Raw genomic sequence first — 19,808 nt, forward strand, 5'->3', positions numbered from 1 at the left:
CGGCTCGGCGGTACCACCGCGGGCGACCCGCCTGCCAGCCCGCAGAACCGCACGGGCGCCTGCGTGGACGCCCACCTGCACCCCGGCTACCCCATCCCCTGCGGGGACCACGACGTCGGCCCCGCCCGCCCCGAGCTCGTCGTCCTCGAGCCCGGCCCGGACCCGCAGGGTGCGCCCGCCACGGACGCCGACGCCGCCGAGCCCGCCACGGACGCCGACGCCGCCGAGCCCGGCCCCGCCGCCTCCGGCCTGGCTCCCGAGGCCGACGACGTGGCGCACCACCTGCGCCACGTCTCCGGATTCCCGCGCTCCCACGCGTTCGGGATCGGCGCGCAGGTGGCCCCGGACGGCTCGTTCCTGCTCACCACGGCCGCCACCGCCGAGGCTCGCGGCAACGTGCGCGAGGGCACGGTGGTGCGCGTGGACCTGGCCACGGGCGAGCACCGCGTCCTGCACGACGTCCCCGGTGAGGACGTGGCCGTCGGCCCCGTCAGCCATGACGGCACGCGCGCCGTCGTCGTCCGCACCCCCGACTCCACCCCGCACTCCGCCGTGCACCCGCGCCTGTACGTGATGGACACGGCCACGGGCCAGACCACGCCCCTGGCCCACGGCTGGGACCGCTGGGCCGACGTCGTCGCGTGGCTGCCGGACGACTCCGCGGTGATCGCGCTCGCGGACTCCGAGGGCCGCCGCCCGGTGTTCCGCATCGAGGTGGCCACCGGCGCCGTCGCGCAGGTGACCCGGGAGGACGAGGCGTGGACCGACATCGTGCTCTCCCCGGACGGGGCCACGGCCTACGGCGTCCGCTCCTCCTACCTGTTCCCGCCGGAGGTGGCGCGGATCGACCTGGCCACGGGCGAGACCACGCGCCTGCCGAACCCCGTGGAGCGCCCCGCGATCCCGGGCACCCTCGAGGACGTGGAGACCGTCGCCGAGGACGGCACGCGCGTGCGCGGCTGGCTCGTGCTCCCCGAGGGGGAGGCGCCGGCCGGCGGCCACCCGCTGCTGCTGTGGATCCACGGCGGGCCGCTGGGCTCGTGGAACGCGTGGAGCTGGCGCTGGACGCCGTGGATCATGGCGGCGCGCGGCTACGCGGTGCTGCTGCCGGACCCGGCGCTGTCCACGGGCTACGGCCAGGACTTCATCGAACGCGGCTGGGGCCGCTGGGGTCAGGCGCCCTACACGGACCTGATGGCGCTCACGGACGCCGTCGTGGCGCGCGAGGACGTCGACGGCGACCGCACCGCCGCCATGGGCGGCTCGTTCGGCGGCTACATGGCGAACTGGGTGGCCGGGCACACCGACCGGTTCCGGTGCGTGGTCACGCACGCCTCGCTGTGGGCGCTGGACGGCTTCGGCCCGACGACGGATGCCGCGTTCTACTGGGCCCGCGAGATGGACGAGCAGATGCAGCAGGAGAACTCGCCGCACCGGTTCGTGGGCGAGATCGTCTCCCCGATGCTCGTCATCCACGGCGACAAGGACTACCGCGTGCCGATCGGCGAGGGGCTGCGCCTGTGGTCGGACCTGCTGGCGAAGTCTGGGCGGCCGGCCGCCGCGGACGGCACCACCGACCACCGGTTCCTCTACTTCCCGCACGAGAACCACTGGATCCTGGCCCCGCAGCACGCGAAGGTCTGGTACGAGGTCGTCCTCGGCTTCCTGGGCGAGCACGTCCTCGGCGACGGCGCCCCGTCGGCCCCGGAGACGCTGGGACTGACGCGGCCGTCGTCGACGGCGGGCTGAGCCGCCGGGCCCGGCGCCGGGCATCGTGACGGGCGGTTGAACGTCTCCGATCAGCTGCCCGTCACCGGCTGTTCACCGGGCGGGCCGTCTGTGGCCGGTGGGGGGCCACCCGGCCGACACCCGGATCTGGCCCACTGGAGCGGTCATCCCCCTCCCGGAAAGGACCGTTCCATGACCTCCGTCCGTCGTCACGCCGCCCGCGGCCTCGTGGCCCTCGCCGCCGCCGTCGCCGTCAGCGCCCCGCTGGCCGCCCCGGCCGTCGCCGCCCCCGCCGCACCGACGGCCCCGGCCGCCGCGCAGTCCGCCACGGGCAAGCCCGTGGTGCGCCCCGACGTCGTCGGCCACCGTGGTGCCTCCGGCTACCGCCCCGAGCACACCCTGGCCGCCTACGAGCTGGCCGCCGCCCAGGGCGCGGACGTGATCGAGCCGGATCTGGTCTCCACCAAGGACGGCGTGCTCGTGGTCCGCCACGAGAACCTGATCGACGGCACCACGGACGTCGCCCAGCGACCCGAGTTCGCGGGCCGCAAGACCACCAAGGTCGTCGACGGCGTGGCCCTCACCGGCTGGTTCACCGAGGACTTCACCCTCGCCGAGCTCAAGACCCTGCGCGCCAAGGAGCGCCTGCCGCAGGTCCGCCCCGAGTCCGCGTCCTACGACGGCCGGTACCAGGTGCCCACCTTCGAGGAGGTGCTCGAGCTGCGGGAGCGCCTCTCAACTCGGTACGGCCGCGAGATCGGCGTCATCCCCGAGATCAAGCACCCCACCTACTTCGACTCCCTCGGCCTGTCCATGGAGGAGCGCGTCGTCGAGCTGCTCCACGAGCACGGCCTGAACAAGCGCAACGCCCCCGCCGCCGTGCAGTCCTTCGAGCTCGCCAACCTGCGCGACCTCAACGAGAACCTCGGCCTCAAGGCCGAGACGGTGTTCCTGTCCAGCGTCACCGGCGCGCCCTACGACTCCGTGGCCGCCGGCGACACCGTCCGCGACTACGACTTCTACGAGACCGCCGCGGGCATGCGCGAGGTCTGCGCGGCCGGCGTCGACACGCTCGGCCCGGCCTTCGCGCAGATCATCACCAAGGAGAAGGACGGCTCGATGGGTGAGGAGACCGCGTTCGTCTCCCTCGCCCACCGCGCGGGTCTCGAGGTGGTGCCGTACACCTTCCGCGCCGAGAACCAGTTCCTCTACACGGAGTTCCGCTCCTCCGCGGATCCGAATGCGCAGGGCGACATGGTCGGCATGATCCAGCCGTTCCTCGACGCCGGCATCGACGGCTTCTTCACCGACCACCCCGACCTCGGCGTGCAGGCCGTGGACACCTGGATGCAGGGCAAGAAGGAGCACCCGGGCCGGGGCGTCGGCAAGACCGCCCAGCAGGGCCTGAAGGTGCGCTGACCCCGTCCCGACCGGAGACGATCCCGGCGGACCCGAGGTCTTCCGGCAGGGTCCCTGCGGTGCTTACCTTGGCGTTCAAGACCGGTGGACCCGGTGACGTGGACGGCCAGAAGGGTCGGCCACGAGGGGCCGCCGACCCGGACGAAGGAAGGCACAGCATGACGACGAACACGCCGAAGAACGCCCACGGCTCCTCAGCCGAGGGCCGTGACGCCAAGGACCAGGCGAAGGACAAGGCCCAGCAGGCCGCGGGCGAGGCCCAGGGCCAGGCGAAGGCCGTGGCCGACGACGCCAAGGACAAGGTCCAGGACCTCGCAGCCACCGCCAAGCACGAGGCCGGCCAGGTGAAGGACGAGGCCGCTGACCAGGTGCAGTCGCTGGTCGGCTCCGCCCAGGAGCAGGTCGGCGCGCAGGTGCAGACCCAGCAGGAACGGCTCGCGGGCCAGGTGCGCAGCTACACCGACGACCTGCACCGCGTGGTCTCCGGTGAGCAGCCGCAGACCGACCTGGTGCGTCAGGGCGTCGCCTCGGTGGCGAACCGTGCCGAGGCCCTGACGCAGCGCCTGGAGACCGCGTCCCCGCAGGACCTGCTGCAGGACGTGCGCGGCTTCGCCGCTCGCCGCCCGGGCACGTTCCTGGCCCTCGCCCTGGGCGCCGGGCTGGTGGCCGGTCGACTGACGCGCGGCATCCGCGACGCCGCCCAGCCGGACTCCGCCGCCTCCACCGCGCCGCGCCGTCACGAGACCCGTCCGGACGCGGTGCACGCGGACGTGACCCCGCACCACCTGGACTCGCAGGCCCCGGCCTACTCGAGCGATTCGCTCTCCCAGGCCGACGGCCGCGTCGCGGACGGTGCCGGGCCCCGCCGCGCGGCCGGCGTCGGGGACATCCCGTACGGCACGCAGGCGCCGGTACAGCAGGGCCTGACCGCCGAGCGGCCGTTCGACCAGACCCGGCCCGGGGGTGACGCATGAGCACCGCCCACGAACCGTTCCGCGACGCGACGCCGCACTCCGGCGCGCACACCCCGCCGCCCACGCAGGCGGAGTTCCGCGCCGAGCACGAGAGCCTCGGCGAGATGTTCCAGAGCCTGTCGGCCAAGCTGTCGACGCTGGTCAGCCAGGAGATCGCCCTGGCCAAGGCCGAGGCCACCGAGTCCGCGAAGAAGGCCGGCAAGGGGGCGGGCCTGCTGGCCGGCGCCGCCGTCGGCGGCTTCTTCCTGCTGATGTTCCTGTCCCTGGCCCTGATGTACCTGCTCGACGTGTTCCTGCCGATCGGCTGGGCCGCGTTGATCGTGGCCGTGCTGTGGGGCGTCGTCGCGGCCGTGCTGGCCGTGCAGGGCAAGAAGGACATCGAGAAGATCAAGGGTCTGCCGCAGACCCAGGAGACGCTTCAGGAGATCCCCGAGACCCTGAACCCCGCGAAGGAGACGCGATGACCACGAGCAACAACCCCGATGAGATCCGCGCCGACATCGAGCGCACGCGCCGCGAGCTCGGCCAGGACGTGGACGCCCTCGCCGAGAAGGTGAGCCCCACGAAGGCCGTGTCCCGGCAGACCAACCGCATCAAGGACGGCTTCATCCACGCGAAGGAGAACATCATGGGCTCCCCCGAGCAGCACCGCCACGAGCCCTCGCTGGGCGATCGCGCCCACGGGGTGCTCGACGACGCCCGGGCCTCCGCGTACGGCGCGGCAGGCCAGGCCCAGGACCGCCTGGGCGACGCCGGCGACCGCGTGTCCGAGTGGGCCGACGACGCCCAGCTCGCCCTGCAGCAGGCCCCGGCTCAGCTGCGCGGCCGCACCGCGGGCAACCCGCTGGCCGCCGGGCTGATCGCCTTCGGCGCCGGCCTGCTGCTCAGCTCGCTGATCCCCGCCTCACGCGTGGAGCAGCGCGCCGCGGAGGGCCTCAAGGAGCAGGCCGCCCCGCTGGTGGACGAGGCCAAGCAGGCCGCCCAGCAGCTGCGCGAGGACCTCGAGCCCGCCGCCCGCGAGGCCGCCGGGAGCGTGAAGGAGTCGGCCGCCGAGGCCGCTTCCCACCTCAAGGAGCAGGGCACGGACACGGCGCAGGACCTCAAGGCGGAGTCCCAGGACGCCGCCCGCCAGGTGAAGGACACCGCGAAGGACGCCTGAGCCCGACCCGAGCACGACGCCGGCCGGTCCCGTTGACGGGACTGGCCGGCGTCGCGCGTTTGGGGCCGAATCCGGCCCGCGGCTCAGGCCTTGGACCAGATGCGCGTGGTGAGGCGGAAGTCCTCCCCGAGGCCCCGTGCCTAGACTCGGAGGGTGACCCCTCTCGACCGCGTCCCCGACCAGCGCCCCGTCCCCGCCGGCACCGGCCTGACCCTCGAGGACGCCCTCCCCGCTCCCGTGACGGCCGAGGCCGACGGCGTCTCCGCGCGCCCGCGTCTGGCCCGGACCGTCGCCGAGATGCGCTCCGCTCTCCGTGAGCTCGTCGCCCACGCCACGGACGACGGCGACGCCGAGCCCGTCACCGTCGGCCTGATCCCCACGATGGGCGCCCTCCACGGCGGCCACGCGGCCCTGGTGCGGCGGGCCCGCGCCGAGAACGACGTCGTCGCGGTCAGCATCTTCGTGAACCCGCTCCAGTTCGGCGATCCGGCCGACCTGGAGCACTACCCGCGCACCCTCGACGCGGACCTGGACCTGCTGGCGGCGGCGGGCGCCGACGTCGTGTTCGCCCCGGACGTGCAGGAGATGTACCCGGGTTACCCGGACGCGCCGATCGTCACCGTCTCCGCCGGCCGCATGGGGGAGGTCCTCGAGGGCGCCTCCCGCCCGGGCCACTTCGACGGCGTGGCCACCGTCGTGGCGAAGCTGTGGAACATCGTGCGCCCGGCGGCGCCGGTCCTGCGCAGCTACTTCGGCCAGAAGGACGCGCAGCAGCTCACCGTCCTGCGCCGCCTGGCCACGGACCTCGACATCGACGTCGACGTCCGCGCCGTGCCCATCGTCCGCTCGCCCGAGGGCCTCGCGCTCTCCAGCCGCAACACCCGCCTGGACGCCGCGGGCCTGGAGCACGCGCTCGTCCTCAGCCGCGCCCTGCGCTCCCTGGCCGACGCCGCGGCGTCCGGTGAACCCGTCGACGTCCAGGCCGCGCGCCGGATGGTCGAGGACGAGCCGGGCGTCGAGCTGGACCACCTCGTGGTGGTGGACCGGGACACCTTCGCCGAGCTCGGTCCGGAGCTGCTGTGCCAGCCGCTGCGCCGCGAGGCCCTCGCCCTCGTGGCCGCGCACGTGCCGCCCGTCCGGCTGATCGACACCATGGTGCTGCCCGCCTCGGGGCCCCTGCCGTGACCCCGGAGCGTCTCGCCGCCGCCTTCGACAGCCCCTCGCCCACGCTCGCCGCGACGCTGCTGGGGTGCCGGCTGACCGTCGTCGCCCCGGACGGCGCCGTCACCGTGCGGCTGACCGAGACCGAGGCGTACGGGAACGCGGGCGCGGACCCCGGCGCCCACTCGTTCCGCGGTCGCACCGAGCGCAATGCCGCGCTGTTCGGGCCGCCGCGGCGCACGTACGTGTACCTGAACTACGGCATCCACCGCTGCCTGAACCTGGTCGGCCACCCCGAGGGGGAGGCCGGCGGTGTGCTGCTGCGTGCGGCCGAGGTGCTCGCGGGAGGGGACCTCGCGGTGGCCCGCCGTGGCCGGGACACCGGCCTCAAGCTGCTCTCCGGCCCGGGCAACCTCGGCCAGGGCCTCGGCATCACCCTGGAGATGGGCCATGCGCCCGTGGAGATCGTCGCCGCGCCGCCGGAGGTGGCCGACGACGGCGGCACCCCGGCCCGCCTCGCCGCGCCGGCCGCGCCCGCCCGGTTCCTCCTGGCCCCGCCCGCGCCCCGCGATCCGGCCGAGCCGCCGACCGAGGTCGTGACGGGCCCGCGCGTCGGCGTCTCGGGGGAGGGCGGCTCCGTGCGCTTCCCGTGGCGGTTCAGCGTGGCCGGCCACCGCAGCGTGTCCGCGTTCCGGCGTGGGCGCAACGTGCCGGACTGAGCCCCAGACCTTGTCGGCCGCCCCGGCCCCGTGCCTAGGTTGATCCCATGACCGAGATGAACAAGACCGCCCACGGCGAGACCCAGCAGACCGTCACCCGGACCATCGACGCGTCCGCCAAGGACGTGTTCGACTTCCTGACCCTGCCCGCGAACCACGCGAAGTTCGACGGCTCGGGCATGGTGCAGTCGGACGACAAGACCCAGCGCATCCAGAAGGTCGGCGACGTGTTCACCATGAACATGCACGCGGAGCACATGGGTGGCGACTACCAGACGGACAACCACGTGGTCGCCTACGACCCGAACAAGCTGGTCGGCTGGAAGACCGCCCCCGCCGGCACCGAGCCCAAGGGCTGGCAGTGGGTCTACCGGCTCGAGGACAACGGCTCCGGCAGCACGGACGTGTCCCTCACCTACGACTGGACCGACGTGACCGACCCGGAGCTGCTGGAGAAGAACCTCTTCCCGATGGTCTCCGAGGAGCAGATGGAGGAGTCGCTCGCGAAGCTGGCCGCCGAGGTCGGCTGAGCCCCCGCCTCCCGACGGCGGCCCCCGGGCCGGCCGTCCCCACGACGACGGGCACGCACCCGACCAGGGTGCGTGCCCGTCGTCGTGTCCGGTGTCACGGCTAGAGTGCCGTGCGAGACCGTCCCACCCCCCACGTCCAGGAGGATCCGCCGTGACCGCCACCGCCGAGCCCGAAGTCCCGTCGCCGCGCGAGGACCTGTACCGCCACGTCAACACCGGGTGGCTGGACACCCACGAGATCCCCGCGGACCAGGGCGCCTACGGCGCGTTCCTCGAGCTGCGGGACGCGGCCGAGCTCGCCGTCCGGCACCTGTGCGAGGACGCCGTGCGCGAGGTCGGCGCGGGCTTCGACCCCGCCCAGGCGCGCGTGCAGGCCACGGCCGCGGCCGGCGCGCACCGGGACGCCCCGCTCGCGCCGCTGGATGCGGAGGACACGGAGGGCATGGAGCATCCGGAGCTCAAGCGCCGGATCGCCGCGCTGTACGCCTCCTTCATGGACGACGAGACCGTGGAGGCCCGCGGCCTCGAGCCGATCGCCTCGGACCTGGCGGCGGTGGCCACCGTGACCACCCCTGCGGAGCTGCTCACCCTCTCCGGGCGACTGCAGCGTCAGGGCGTCTCCGGCCTCATCAACACCGGCGCACTCAACGACGCCGGGAACCCGGACCGCATGCTCCTGCACCTGCTCCAGGGCGGCCTGGGCCTGCCGGACGAGTCCTACTACCGGGACGAGGCCTACGCCGAGATCCTCGCGCAGTACACCGAGCACACCGGCCGCCTGCTGACGCTGGCCGGGATCGGCGCGGACCGGGACGAGGCCGCCGCGCTGGGCGTCCGGGTGGTGGAGCTGGAGAAGCGCATCGCCGCCCTGCACTGGGACCTGGTCCGCAGCCGGGACGCCGTGGCCCGCTACAACCCCATGACCCACGACCGGCTGACGGAGCTCTTCCCCCTGGCCGACGCGTGGCTCGAGGGCGTGGACGCCGCCGGCGAGCGCGCCGCGGAGGTCGTGGTGTGGCAGCCGGACTTCCTCTCCGGTGTGCAGGGGCTGCTCGAGGGACCCGAGGCCGCCGACCTCGAGGACTGGCGTCACTGGCTGATCCTGCAGGTGCTGCGCTCCTTCGCCGGCTTCCTGCCGGACGCGTTCGTGCAGGAGAACTTCTCCTTCTACGGCCGCCGCCTGGCCGGCACCGAGGAGGTCCGCCCCCGCTGGAAGCGCGCGGTCGCGTTCGTCAACGGGGCGGCCGGCGAGGACGTGGCGCAGCTCTACGTGGCCCGCCATTTCCCGCAGGGCCACGTGGCCGCGATGGACGAGCTCGTGGGCCTGCTCCAGGAGGCCTATCGCCGGTCCATCGAGGAGCTCGAGTGGATGGGCGAGGAGACCCGTCAGCGGGCGCTCGAGAAGCTGGCGATGTTCCGCCCCATGGTGGGCTACCCCTCGAAGTGGCTGGACTACTCCGCCCTCGAGGTCCACGCCGGCGACCTGCTGGGCAACGCCCGCTCCTCCTCGGAGCTCGAGTGGGAGCGGGACCTGCGCAAGATCGCGGACGGGCCGGACCCGGAGGAGTGGCACATCACGCCGCAGACGGTGAACGCGTACTACTCCCCGCTCGAGAACGCGATCGTCTTCCCGGCCGCCATTTTGCAGCCCCCGTTCTTCGACCCCGAGGCCTCGATGGCCGCGAACCTGGGGGCGATCGGCGCCGTGATCGGCCACGAGATCGGCCACGGCTTCGACGACCAGGGCTCGCGGTACGACGGCGCCGGTCGGCTCGAGGACTGGTGGACCGAGGAGGACCGCGCGGCGTTCACCGAGCGCACCTCCCGGCTGGTGGCCCAGTACAACGCGCTCTCCCCGGCCGAGGCCCCGGACCACCGCGTCAACGGCGAGTTCACCCTGGGGGAGAACATCGGCGACCTCGGCGGCCTGGGCATCGCCCACCGCGCCTTGGAGATCTGGCGGGACGAGGGCGACGGCGCCTCCCTCGACGCCGCGGCGGGGGACCGCGAGTTCTTCACCGCCTGGGCCACCGTGTGGCGTCAGCTCACGCGACCGGAGGCCATGGTCACCCGCATCGCCTCGGACCCGCACTCGCCCAACGAGTTCCGCTGCAACCAGGTGGTCAAGAACATCGACGCCTTCCACGAGGCGTTCGGCACGCGCGAGGGGGATCCCATGTGGCTGGCCCCGGAGGAGCGCGTCACCATCTGGTGATCCCGCCCGCCGGCCGGGCCCGCGGGTCCGGCCGGCGGCTCACTCGGACTCGGCGGGGTCCTGCATCCGGGTCTGACGCTCGGCGGCCAGCCGGTCCAGCAGGCGCGTCAGCGTCCGGATGTCCTCGCGGTCCCAGCGCGCCAGGTCGTCGCGCAGCCCGCGACCCGCCGGGCCGCCGCGCACCGCGTCGAGGCGGGCGAGCCCCTCGGGGCTGGCGCTCAGGAGGGCGGAGCGGCGGTCCCGCGGGTCCGGCTCTCGGGTGATCAGCCCGGCGGCCTCGAGGTCGCGGACCATGCGGGAGACCTGGGCGCGGTCCACCAGCAGGCCCTCGGCCACGGCCGAGGGCGTCATGGTCCCCTCGTTGGCCAGCATCATGAACGCCTTCATCGCCCCGACGGACAGGGCCGGGCTGAGGGCCGCCGCGTAGCGGACCATCACCTGGCGGTGCTGCAGGACCAGACGCGAGAACGCCTGCTCGAGCCCCTGGACGGCGGCCTCGAAGCCCGCGTCGTCGCCGCCTCTGCCCGGGTCCGGGGCGCCGTCAGCCACGGCGGGCCCGGACCAGCGCGGTGACGACGGCCGCCAGCAGGGCCGTCCCCGCCACGGCCAGCGCCGCGGGGACGACGGGCCGGCCGGCCACCGGCGACGCCGTCGCCGGGCGCTCGGCCGCCACCGCCCGGGACTCCTCCGGGTCCTCGGCGGGATGCTGCCCCTGCGCCGCGGTCACCACGGGGATCGGACCGGTCGCGGGCAGCGTCTGCATGGCCTCGGCCGTGGAGTGGGTGGCCAGGTCGGCGCGGGTGGCGTGGAGGCGCTCGGAGGTGGTCATGCGACCCAGCGGGATGTTCGGCAGGAACAGGATCGCGATCAGCGCGACGATTGCGAGGGGCACGCCCACGAGGAACGCGTGGGAGATGCCGGTGGCGTAGACGTCCTCGAAGATCGAGCGCAGGCCGTCGGGCATCTCTGCCACGCGTGGCAGGGTGCTGGACTGCAGGCTCTCGGACCACTCGGCGGCGTCCGGGCCCAGGCTGCGCAGGGCCGCGGCGAGGTCCGCGCGGCGCTCCTCGATGCGGTCCGGGACCACGTTGGAGACCACGGCGCCCATCACGGCGACACCGATGCTGCCGCCCAGGGTGCGGAAGAAGGTGACGCCGGAGCTGGCGACGCCCATCTGCCGCGGGTCGGTGGTGTTCTGCACCACGAGCACGAGGTTCTGCATGGTCATGCCGACGCCGGCGCCGAGCAGGAACATGTAGAGGGACACCAGCCAGAAGGAGGTGTCGTAGTGCAGGGTGCCGAGCAGGGCGGTGCCGGCGATCAGCAGGACGGCGCCGATCACGAGCCAGCGCTTCCACACGCCGGTGCGGGTGATGAGGCCGCCGATCACCGTGGAGGACACGAGCAGGCCGAGGATCATCGGGATGGTCATGAGGCCGGCCTGGGTCGGCGTCGCGCCGCGGGCCAGCTGCATGTACTGGGCCAGGTAGACGGAGGAGCCGAACATGGCCAGGCCCGTGGCGATCGAGGCGATCGTCGCGAGGGTGAAGGTGCGGTCGCGGAAGAGGGTGAGCGGGATGAGCGGCTCGGCGACGCGCAGCTCGGTCACGACGAACAGGACGGTGGCGACGGCGGCGCCGCCGAGCATCCACGCGGTGGTGGTGCTGGCCCAGTCGAAGTCGCGACCGGCGCTGGTGACCCAGATCAGCAGCAGCGCGGTGGCCGCGGTCAGGAACACGATGCCGAGGTAGTCGATGGACACCTTCTGGCGCTCGCGGTGCGGGAGGTGGAGGGTGCGCTGCACCATCACCAGGGCGACGACGGCGAAGGGCACCGCCACGAAGAAGTTCCAGCGCCAGCCCCACAGGTCGGTGATCACGCCGCCGGCGAGCGGGCCGCCCACCGTGGCCACGGCCATCACGGCGCCGAACAGGCCCATGTAGCGGCCGCGCTCACGCGGGCTGATGATGTCCGCCATGATCACCTGGCTGAGCGCGACGAGGCCGCCGCCGCCCAGGCCCTGCACGGTGCGGCAGACGATCAGGAAGGTCGGATCGTGGGTGAACCCGGCCGCCGCGGAGGCGGCGACGAAGATCGCCAGGGCGACCTGGAAGAGGACCTTGCGGTTGACGAGGTCGGCCAGCTTGCCCCAGATCGGGGTGGCGATGGCCGTGGCGAGCAGGGCCGAGGTGATGACCCAGGTGTAGGCGGTCTGGTCGCCGCCGATGTCGTGGATGATCACCGGCATCGAGGTCGAGACCACCGTGTTGGCGATCATCGAGACGAACATGCCCAGCAGGAGGCCGGTCAGGGCCTGGAGCACGGAGCGGTGGCGCGCGGCGTCGGCGGCGGCGCGCTCGAGCGAGGGGGCGCCGGCCGGCGCGACGGCCTCGGGGGCGGGGGAGGTCGGGGTCATGGGGTCCTTCGGCGGGAGGGGCGGCGCGGTGATTGACATAAGTCAATGATTGACGAGAGTCAATCATAAGGGGCGTCGGCCCGGGCCGCACCCGCCGTCCGCAGTTAGCCTGGTCACGCCGGACGACGCCGCGTCCTCCCCCCGATCCGAGAGTGAGGCCCCGCCGTGACCCCCCGTTTCCTGCTCATGACCCGCCTCCCTGAGCCCGGGCTCGGGATGCTGCGCGAGGCCGGAGAGGTGGTGGACGGCGCCGACGTCGGAGGGGACGCCGCGCTCGCGCGGCTGGTGGCCTCGGGGGACTACGACGTCGTCGTCGCGGCCCTGGACCAGAAGTTCACCGCCGACGTGCTCGCCGACGCGCGGATCAGGGGCATCGCCAACTACGCGGTCGGCTACAACAACGTGGACGTGGCCGCCGCGACGCGGCGGGGGATCGCCGTCGGCAACACCCCGGACGTGCTCACGGACGCCACCGCGGACATCGCGATGCTCCTGATTCTCGGTGTGACCCGCCGCGCCCCCGAGGGTGAGCGGATGGTGCGCGAGGGGCGGTTCCACGGCTGGGCGCCGGACCTGCTCGTGGGCCGGGACGTGCGCGGCGCGACCCTGGGCCTGGCCGGTTTCGGGCGGATCGGCAAGGCGGTGGCCGAGCGTGCGCTCGCCTTCGGCATGGACGTCGTGTTCGCGCCGCGGCCGCCCGCGCACCGGGAGGTCGCGGCCGCGGAGCTCGGCGACCTCGCCGGCCGCGTCCGTCAGGTCCGCTGGGAGGAGCTCGTCGAGGCCGCGGACGTCCTGTCCCTCCACGTGCCCCTGACGGACGACACCCACCACCTCGTGGATGCGGACGTGATCGCGAAGATGAAGGACGACGCCGTCCTCGTCAACACGGCCCGCGGCCCCGTGGTGGACGAGGCGGCCCTCGTCACGGCCCTGCGCGAGGGGCGGCTCTTCGGCGCCGGTCTGGACGTCTACGAGGACGAGCCCGCCCTCGCCCCGGGCCTGGCCGAGCTGGGGAACGTGATGCTCCTGCCGCACCTGGGCTCCGCCACCCGGGACACCCGCGCCGCGATGGCCGAGCTGGCCGCGCGCAACGCGATCGCCATGGCCACGGGCGCGGAGGTCCCGGCCCTCGTCAACCCCGGGGTGCGCGGCTGACCGGCGGGGCGCCGTCGGTAGACTCGGGGACCGTGACCACCCAGAACTCCGCCTCCGCCGCCGTCGACCACCACGATCAGCAGGCCGTCCGCGCCGCCAAGCGTGAGCAGCTGCTCGCCTCGGGCCGCGAGGCCTACCCCGTGCAGGTGCCGCGCACCCACGCGCTGGCCGAGGTGCGTGAGCGGTTCGACGGCCACGAGCCTGACTGGGCCTCGGGCGAGACCGTGTCGGTGACCGGGCGCGTCGTCTTCCTCCGCAACACCGGCAAGCTCTGCTTCGCCACCCTGCAGGAGTCCGGCGCGGACGGGGAGGCCGTCCGCCTCCAGGTCATGGTGTCCCTGGCCGCCGTCGGTGAGGAGTCCCTGGCCGACTGGAAGAAGGTCGTGGACCTGGGCGACTTCCTCTCCGTCACCGGCGAGGTGATCGTCTCGCGCCGCGGCGAGCTGTCCATCATGGCCTCGGCATGGGAGATGGCCTCCAAGGCGCTGCGCCCCCTGCCCGTGCTGCACGCGGACCTGAACGAGGAGACCCGCGTCCGCCAGCGCTACGCGGACCTGATCGTGCGCGAGGAGGCCCGCCGCATGGTCTACACCCGCGCCAAGGTCACCTCGGCGGTGCGGCGCACCCTCGAGGGCCACGGCTACGTGGAGGTGGAGACCCCGATGCTCCAGCTCGTCCACGGCGGCGCCCTCGCGCGTCCCTTCGAGACGCACCTCAACGCGTTCGACCAGCCGATGACCCTGCGCATCGCCACCGAGCTGTACCTCAAGCGCGCCGTCGTCGGCGGCATCGACCGCGTGTTCGAGATCGGCCGCGTGTTCCGCAACGAGGGCGTGGACTCGACCCACTCGCCCGAGTTCACCACCCTCGAGTCCTATGAGGCGTGGGCGGACATGCACGTCATGGCCGAGCGCATGCAGGAGATCATCCTCAACGCCGCGGACGCGGTGGGCGCCGGGCGTCGGCTCGAGACCGCGAAGGGCGTCATCGACCTCGACGGCGAGTGGGCCTGGGTCGCCGTGTACCCGGGGCTGTCCGAGGCCGTGGGCCGCGAGATCACCCCGGAGACGGACGCCGAGACGCTGCGGGCGATCGCCGCGGAGCACGAGGTCAAGGTGGACCCCGCGTGGGACGCGGAGAAGCTCGTGATCGAGCTGTTCGGCGAGATCGTGGAGCCCACCCTGATGTACCCCACGTTCGTGTACGACTACCCGCCGGCCGCCCAGCCGCTCGCGCGCCCGCACCGCTCGGACGACCGGGTCATCGAGGCCTGGGACCTGATCATCGGCGGCATGGAGCGCGGCACCGCGTTCTCCGAGCTGATCGACCCCGTCATCCAGCGCGAGCGCCTGACCGCCCAGTCGGCGATGGCGGCCGCCGGCGACGACGAGGCGATGCAGCTGGACGAGGACTTCCTGCGCGCCCTCGAGTACGGCGCCCCGCCCATGGGCGGCATCGGCCTGGGCATCGACCGCCTGGTGATGCTGTTCACGGACGCCGGCATCCGCGAGACCATCCTCTTCCCGCTGCTCAAGCCGGAGGCCTGACATGGCCGACTTCTGGGACTACTTCTCCGTCCTCGCCCCCTCGATCGGCCTCGGGCTCATCTTCTGGCTGGTGATGCGCTCCCTGCTGCGTTCGGACACGGGTGAGCGCGAGAGTCAGGCCCGCCGGCTCTCGGGCGCGGACGCGCGGGCGGCCCGCGAGGAGGCCGAGGCCCGTGAGTGGGCGGCCCGACGCCGAGCCGAGGGAGGGCCGGAGGCCGATCCGGAGGACCGCGCCCGCTGAGATTCCTTCCCCGGCGTTGAAGAATCCTTCTGCCCGGTTTTGTTGCGGTATTCTTGACTCACCACAAGTGCACGGCCGGAATCGTGAGCACGCGGGAAAGAAGCCCGAGAGCGAAGACCGGAACCCAGGGACACGCGCACGAGAGAAGAAAGTGGGAATCACCGTTGGCACAGAAGGTAGAAGTGGTCCTCGTGGATGATCTTGACGGTTCGCCTGCAGATGAGACCGTGAACTTCGCATTGGACGGTCGCAATTACGAGATCGACCTGTCGAAGGAGCACGCCGCAGAACTCCGTGAGTTCCTGAAGCCCTACATGAAGAAGGGCCGCGCCGTGGCGCCGCCGTCGCCCAAGGTCGAGGCCGCCCAGATCCGCAAGTGGGCGGCCGAGAACGGCTACGAGGTCTCGAGCCGGGGCCGTCTGCACCGCGACGTGGTGGAGGCCTACCGCAACGCGAAGCGCAAGTGAGCGTCCCGCCCGGGTGCGTCGAGGAATCGGCGTCCCCGGGCCTCGTTCCGGCCCCTCCCGACGACGGCCGGGCCGCTTCTCCCGCTGGCGAACAGCCGCGCGGCACGCGGTCCGGGTGCGTAGTGTCGACCACGACCGTACGCAAGGAGTGTGCCCATGTTCGAGAGATTCACCGACCGCGCCCGTCGGGTGGTCGTGCTCGCCCAGGAAGAGGCGCGCATGCTCAACCACAGCTACATCGGCACCGAGCACATCCTGCTCGGACTGATCCACGAGGGTGAGGGCGTCGCAGCCAAGGCACTGGAGTCCATGGACATCTCCCTGGGCGCCGTGCGAGAGAAGGTGCAGGAGGACATCGGCCAGGGCCAGCAGAACCCGCCCGGCCACATCCCCTTCACGCCGCGCGCCAAGAAGGTGCTCGAGCTGTCCCTGCGCGAGGCGCTGCAGCTCGGCCACAACTACATCGGCACCGAGCACATCCTGCTCGGCCTGATCCGCGAGGGCGAGGGCGTGGCCGCCCAGGTCCTCGTGCAGCTCGGCGCGGACCTGAACCGCGTCCGTCAGACGGTCATCCAGCTGCTCTCCGGCTACCAGGGCGGCGCCCAGGGCGGCAAGGAGACCGCGGGTGCCGGGGTGGGCCAGGGCGCGGAGGCCGGCCAGAACGCCGGCTCCGTGGTGCTGGACCAGTTCGGACGCAACCTCACCGCGGCCGCGCACGACGGCAAGCTGGATCCCGTCATCGGGCGTGCGGGTGAGATGGAGCGCGTCATGCAGGTGCTCTCCCGCCGCACCAAGAACAACCCCGTGCTCATCGGCGAGCCCGGCGTCGGCAAGACCGCCGTCGTCGAGGGCCTGGCCCAGGCGATCGACCGCGGCGACGTCCCGGAGACGCTCAGGGGCAAGCAGCTCTACTCGCTGGACCTCGGCTCCCTCGTGGCCGGCTCCCGCTATCGCGGCGACTTCGAGGAGCGCCTGAAGAAGGTGCTCAAGGAGATCCGCACCCGCGGGGACATCATCCTGTTCATCGACGAGATCCACACCCTCGTCGGGGCGGGCGCGGCCGAGGGCGCGATCGACGCCGCCAGCATCCTCAAGCCGATGCTGGCCCGGGGCGAGCTCCAGACCATCGGCGCCACCACGCTGGACGAGTACCGCAAGCACATCGAGAAGGACGCCGCGCTCGAGCGCCGCTTCCAGCCGATCCAGGTCGCCGAGCCGTCCGTCGAGGACGCCACGGAGATCCTGCGTGGCCTGCGGGACCGCTACGAGGCACACCACAAGGTCTCCATCACGGACGGTGCGCTCAAGGCCGCCGCCGGCCTGGCGGACCGCTACGTCTCCGACCGGCACCTGCCGGACAAGGCCATCGACCTGATCGACGAGGCCGGCGCGCGTCTGCGCATCCGTCGCATGACCGTGCCGCCGGAGATCAAGGCCTACGAGTCCCGCATCGCGGAGGCGCGCACCCAGAAGGAGGCCGCCATCGACGGCCAGGACTTCGAGGGCGCCGCCCGCCTGCGCGACCGGGAGCAGCAGCTCGAGGACGAGCGCCGCGAGAAGGAACAGGCGTGGCGCACCGGTGCGGACGCCGACGTCGCCACGGTGGACGAGGACCTCATCGCCGAGGTGCTCTCCAAGTCCACCGGCATCCCGGTGTTCAAGCTCACCGAGGAGGAGACGGACCGCCTGCGCAACATGGAGGAGGAGCTCCACCGCCGCGTGATCGGCCAGGACGAGGCGATCAAGTCCCTGTCCCGCGCCATCCGCCGCACCCGCGCGGGCCTGAAGGACCCGAACCGCCCCTCGGGGTCGTTCATCTTCGCCGGCCCCACCGGCGTCGGCAAGACGGAGCTGGCCAAGTCCCTCGCGGAGTTCCTCTTCGGGGACGAGGACGCGCTCATCACGCTGGACATGTCCGAGTTCCAGGAGAAGCACACCGTCTCGCGTCTGTTCGGTGCCCCTCCCGGCTACGTGGGCTACGAGGAGGGCGGCCAGCTCACCGAGAAGGTCCGCCGCCGTCCGTTCTCCGTGGTGCTGTTCGACGAGGTGGAGAAGGCCCATCAGGACCTCTTCAACTCCCTGCTGCAGATCCTCGAGGACGGTCGCCTGACCGACTCGCAGGGCCGTGTGGTGGACTTCAAGAACACCGTGATCATCATGACCACGAACCTCGGCACCCGGGACATCTCCAAGGGCGTCATGACCGGCTTCCAGTCGGCCACGGACACCACCACCGGGTACGAGCGGATGAAGGGCAAGGTCAAGGAGGAGCTGCGCCAGCACTTCCGCCCCGAGTTCCTCAACCGTGTGGACGACGTGATCGTGTTCCCGCAGCTGCAGAAGCACGAGATCGTGCAGATCGTGGACCTGTTCATCTCCCGCCTCGGCAAGCGCCTGGCGGAGCAGGACCTGTCCATCGAGCTCACCCAGTCCGCCAAGGAACTGCTCGCGGACCGCGGCTACGATCCGGCCATGGGTGCCCGCCCGCTGCGCCGCACCATCCAGCAGATGGTGGAGGACCAGCTCTCGGAGAAGATCCTCTTCGGTGAGATCCCGGCCGGCTCCCTCATCACCGTGGACACCACGGGCGAGGGGGAGGGCGCCGAGCTGACGTTCACGTTCTCCGGCGGCCGGGAGGCCCTGGAGGGCGCGGACCTGGCCGAGCTCGAGTCCGGTGCCGGCGATCCGGTGGACGCCGCCCGCTCCGCGTGACCCGCGGGGCCTGATCCGAGACGCCGGACCGCGCATCCGGTGCCCACGGCCCGTCGCCCCTCCCCTCGGGGAGGAGGCGGCGGGCCGTCGTCGTGCCCCCGCGGGGCGCCGGGGCCGAGGTCCGCGACACCGCCGCCGGCATCAAGGACGGCCTCGCGAAGGACCGCTGAACCGGCCCGCCTCCCCGCAGGCGCGAGAGGGGTTCCCTCGCGGCGGGATCGGTGCCACTGTGGTCTGTGACCGCTCGACGGTGGTCCTGTCTCCGCTTCGGCCCGGCACTCGCCGGGACGGCCGCGGAGCAGCCCCGAGAAGAAGGAGGCCGCCCATGGGTATCGGTGACCTGAACAACCTCGCAAACCAGCACTCGGACAAGATCGACGAGGCCGTGGACAACGCTCAGGAGCAGCACGGCGACAAGCTCGGCGAGCACGGCGACACCGTGAACAAGGGTGTCGACGGCGCGCAGGAGAAGTTCCTGTCCGGGGACGAGGGCGAGCAGCAGGCCTGAGCCTGCCGTCGACGCCGCGGGAGCCCCCGCCCGGTCCGCCGGGACGGGGGCTCCCGTCTGTCCGGGGTCGGGATGTCCGTGCCTAGACTGGACCCCATGCCTGCCGACCGCCCCCTCACCCTCCGCTCGGCGCGGACCCAGGACGTCCCGGTCATCCAGGCGCTCGTGGAGCCGCTGGCGCGGGAGCGCGTGCTGCTCCAGAAGGAGGCTGTGGCCTACTACGAGGCCATCCAGGAGTTCGTGGTCGCCGAGGAGGCGGATGGGACCCTGGCCGGCTTCGGCGCCCTCCACGTGATGTGGCAGGACATCGCCGAGGTCCGCACCCTCGCCGTCTCGGAGGCCCACCGGGGGGCCGGCGTCGGGCACCTGATCATCGAGGAGCTGCTGGGCCGGGCGCGGGCCGTGGGCGTCGAGCGGGTCTTCTGCCTGACCTTCGAGGTCGAGTTCTTCCGCCGGCACGGTTTCGAGGTGATGGCGGACCAGTCCGCCGTGGACCCGGAGGTCTACGCGGAACTGCTGCGCTCCACGGACGAGGGCGTCGCCGAGTTCCTGGACCTCGCCCGGGTCAAGCCGAACACCCTCGGCAACACGCGGATGATCCGCCGCCTCTGATCCGCCGCACCGCGGGCCGCCCCGTGCCCCGGCGAGGTCAGTCCGGGAAGGTGAGGCCGCCGTCGTCGTCCCGGGCCAGCAGCCCGTCCGACACGAGCCCGGCGACGCACCGCGCCCACTGCGCGTCGTCGGGGCGGTGCGACCCGAGCCGCCCCCCGGCCACGACGACGGCGGGCACCTCCGCCTCGGCCACGCGCCCGTGCTCGCGGACGGCGGCCATCACGGCCCCGCGCACCTGACGGTCC

General features: G+C 72.8%; 18 protein-coding genes and 1 pseudogene. 16 read left to right on the forward strand and 3 right to left on the reverse strand.

All coding sequences use genetic code 11. The annotated features are described in order from the left end of the window. From D8M29_RS02500 to D8M29_RS02540, 9 genes are all read left to right on the forward strand, one after another. Positions 1-1,749, forward strand: a 1,749-nt coding sequence (locus D8M29_RS02500) for an alpha/beta fold hydrolase (RefSeq protein ID WP_127445784.1), incomplete at its 5' end; no start/stop codon positions are given. Between the two features lie 171 nt (positions 1,750-1,920). Next, positions 1,921-3,147, forward strand: coding sequence for a glycerophosphodiester phosphodiesterase (locus D8M29_RS02505; protein WP_127445785.1), 1,227 nt, complete (start codon positions 1,921-1,923; stop codon positions 3,145-3,147). A gap of 158 nt (positions 3,148-3,305) precedes the next feature. Further along, complete coding sequence (locus D8M29_RS02510; protein ID WP_115260168.1) at positions 3,306-4,121, forward strand: hypothetical protein; 816 nt, start codon at positions 3,306-3,308, stop codon at positions 4,119-4,121. After that, complete coding sequence (locus D8M29_RS02515; RefSeq protein WP_115260167.1) at positions 4,118-4,585, forward strand: phage holin family protein; 468 nt, start codon at positions 4,118-4,120, stop codon at positions 4,583-4,585. The genes D8M29_RS02510 and D8M29_RS02515 overlap by 4 nt, the downstream gene beginning before the upstream one ends. Continuing rightward, positions 4,582-5,280, forward strand: a complete 699-nt coding sequence (locus D8M29_RS02520) for a DUF3618 domain-containing protein (protein WP_127445786.1) — start codon at positions 4,582-4,584, stop codon at positions 5,278-5,280. Before D8M29_RS02515 ends, D8M29_RS02520 begins: the two co-directional genes overlap by 4 nt. A gap of 153 nt (positions 5,281-5,433) precedes the next feature. After that, the gene (gene panC, locus D8M29_RS02525; RefSeq protein ID WP_127445787.1) at positions 5,434-6,465 is read left to right on the forward strand and encodes a pantoate--beta-alanine ligase; all 1,032 of its coding nucleotides are present in this window, start codon (positions 5,434-5,436) and stop codon (positions 6,463-6,465) included. Next, the gene (locus tag D8M29_RS02530) at positions 6,462-7,160 is read left to right on the forward strand and encodes a DNA-3-methyladenine glycosylase (protein WP_036338463.1); all 699 of its coding nucleotides are present in this window, start codon (positions 6,462-6,464) and stop codon (positions 7,158-7,160) included. Before panC ends, D8M29_RS02530 begins: the two co-directional genes overlap by 4 nt. Before the next feature lie 47 nt (positions 7,161-7,207). Beyond that, entirely contained in the window at positions 7,208-7,690 is a 483-nt protein-coding gene (locus D8M29_RS02535; RefSeq protein ID WP_036314813.1) for an SRPBCC family protein, read from the forward strand. A 151-nt stretch (positions 7,691-7,841) separates the two neighbouring features. Further along, positions 7,842-9,905, forward strand: a complete 2,064-nt coding sequence (locus tag D8M29_RS02540; protein ID WP_061866852.1) for a M13 family metallopeptidase — start codon at positions 7,842-7,844, stop codon at positions 9,903-9,905. Positions 9,906-9,944: 39 nt separating this feature from the next. Here the strand turns inward: D8M29_RS02540 and D8M29_RS02545 are convergent, their stop codons facing one another. Together D8M29_RS02545 and D8M29_RS02550 are read right to left on the reverse strand one after the other, a co-directional pair. Further along, entirely contained in the window at positions 9,945-10,454 is a 510-nt protein-coding gene (locus D8M29_RS02545) for a MarR family winged helix-turn-helix transcriptional regulator (RefSeq protein ID WP_036314817.1), read from the reverse strand. Further along, entirely contained in the window at positions 10,447-12,321 is a 1,875-nt protein-coding gene (locus D8M29_RS02550) for an MDR family MFS transporter (protein ID WP_044658624.1), read from the reverse strand. Before D8M29_RS02550 ends, D8M29_RS02545 begins: the two co-directional genes overlap by 8 nt. Positions 12,322-12,486: 165 nt before the next feature. Here D8M29_RS02550 and D8M29_RS02555 point away from each other — a divergent pair, with 165 nt between their 5' ends. The 7 genes from D8M29_RS02555 to D8M29_RS02585 all read left to right on the forward strand — a co-directional run bounded on the left by D8M29_RS02555 (position 12,487) and on the right by D8M29_RS02585 (position 19,563). After that, complete coding sequence (locus tag D8M29_RS02555) at positions 12,487-13,476, forward strand: D-glycerate dehydrogenase (RefSeq protein WP_127435170.1); 990 nt, start codon at positions 12,487-12,489, stop codon at positions 13,474-13,476. Between the two features lie 32 nt (positions 13,477-13,508). Continuing rightward, entirely contained in the window at positions 13,509-15,023 is a 1,515-nt protein-coding gene (gene lysS / locus D8M29_RS02560; RefSeq protein WP_127435171.1) for a lysine--tRNA ligase, read from the forward strand. A 1-nt stretch (position 15,024) separates the two neighbouring features. Next, positions 15,025-15,264 carry a hypothetical protein gene (locus D8M29_RS02565; RefSeq protein ID WP_002856071.1) on the forward strand — a complete coding sequence of 80 codons (240 nt, stop codon included), beginning with the start codon at positions 15,025-15,027 and terminating at the stop codon, positions 15,262-15,264. Between the two features lie 164 nt (positions 15,265-15,428). Beyond that, the gene (locus D8M29_RS02570) at positions 15,429-15,731 is read left to right on the forward strand and encodes an Lsr2 family protein (protein WP_036314827.1); all 303 of its coding nucleotides are present in this window, start codon (positions 15,429-15,431) and stop codon (positions 15,729-15,731) included. A gap of 156 nt (positions 15,732-15,887) precedes the next feature. After that, a complete protein-coding gene (locus D8M29_RS02575) occupies positions 15,888-18,443 on the forward strand; it encodes an ATP-dependent Clp protease ATP-binding subunit (protein WP_127435172.1) in 2,556 nt (851 codons plus the stop codon). A 325-nt stretch (positions 18,444-18,768) separates the two neighbouring features. After that, positions 18,769-18,951 carry an Rv0909 family putative TA system antitoxin gene (locus D8M29_RS02580; protein WP_041104640.1) on the forward strand — a complete coding sequence of 61 codons (183 nt, stop codon included), beginning with the start codon at positions 18,769-18,771 and terminating at the stop codon, positions 18,949-18,951. Positions 18,952-19,047: 96 nt separating this feature from the next. Continuing rightward, positions 19,048-19,563, forward strand: coding sequence for an amino-acid N-acetyltransferase (locus D8M29_RS02585; RefSeq protein ID WP_065572796.1), 516 nt, complete (start codon positions 19,048-19,050; stop codon positions 19,561-19,563). Between the two features lie 37 nt (positions 19,564-19,600). On the opposite strand, the pseudogene D8M29_RS02590 reads toward D8M29_RS02585, so the two are convergent. Beyond that, positions 19,601-19,808 (reverse strand): annotated as a pseudogene (locus tag D8M29_RS02590) (A/G-specific adenine glycosylase); the annotation flags it as partial.

The sequence above is a fragment of the Micrococcus sp. HSID17227 genome, assembly GCF_003989405.1.
GTDB lineage: Bacteria > Actinomycetota > Actinomycetes > Actinomycetales > Micrococcaceae > Micrococcus > Micrococcus luteus.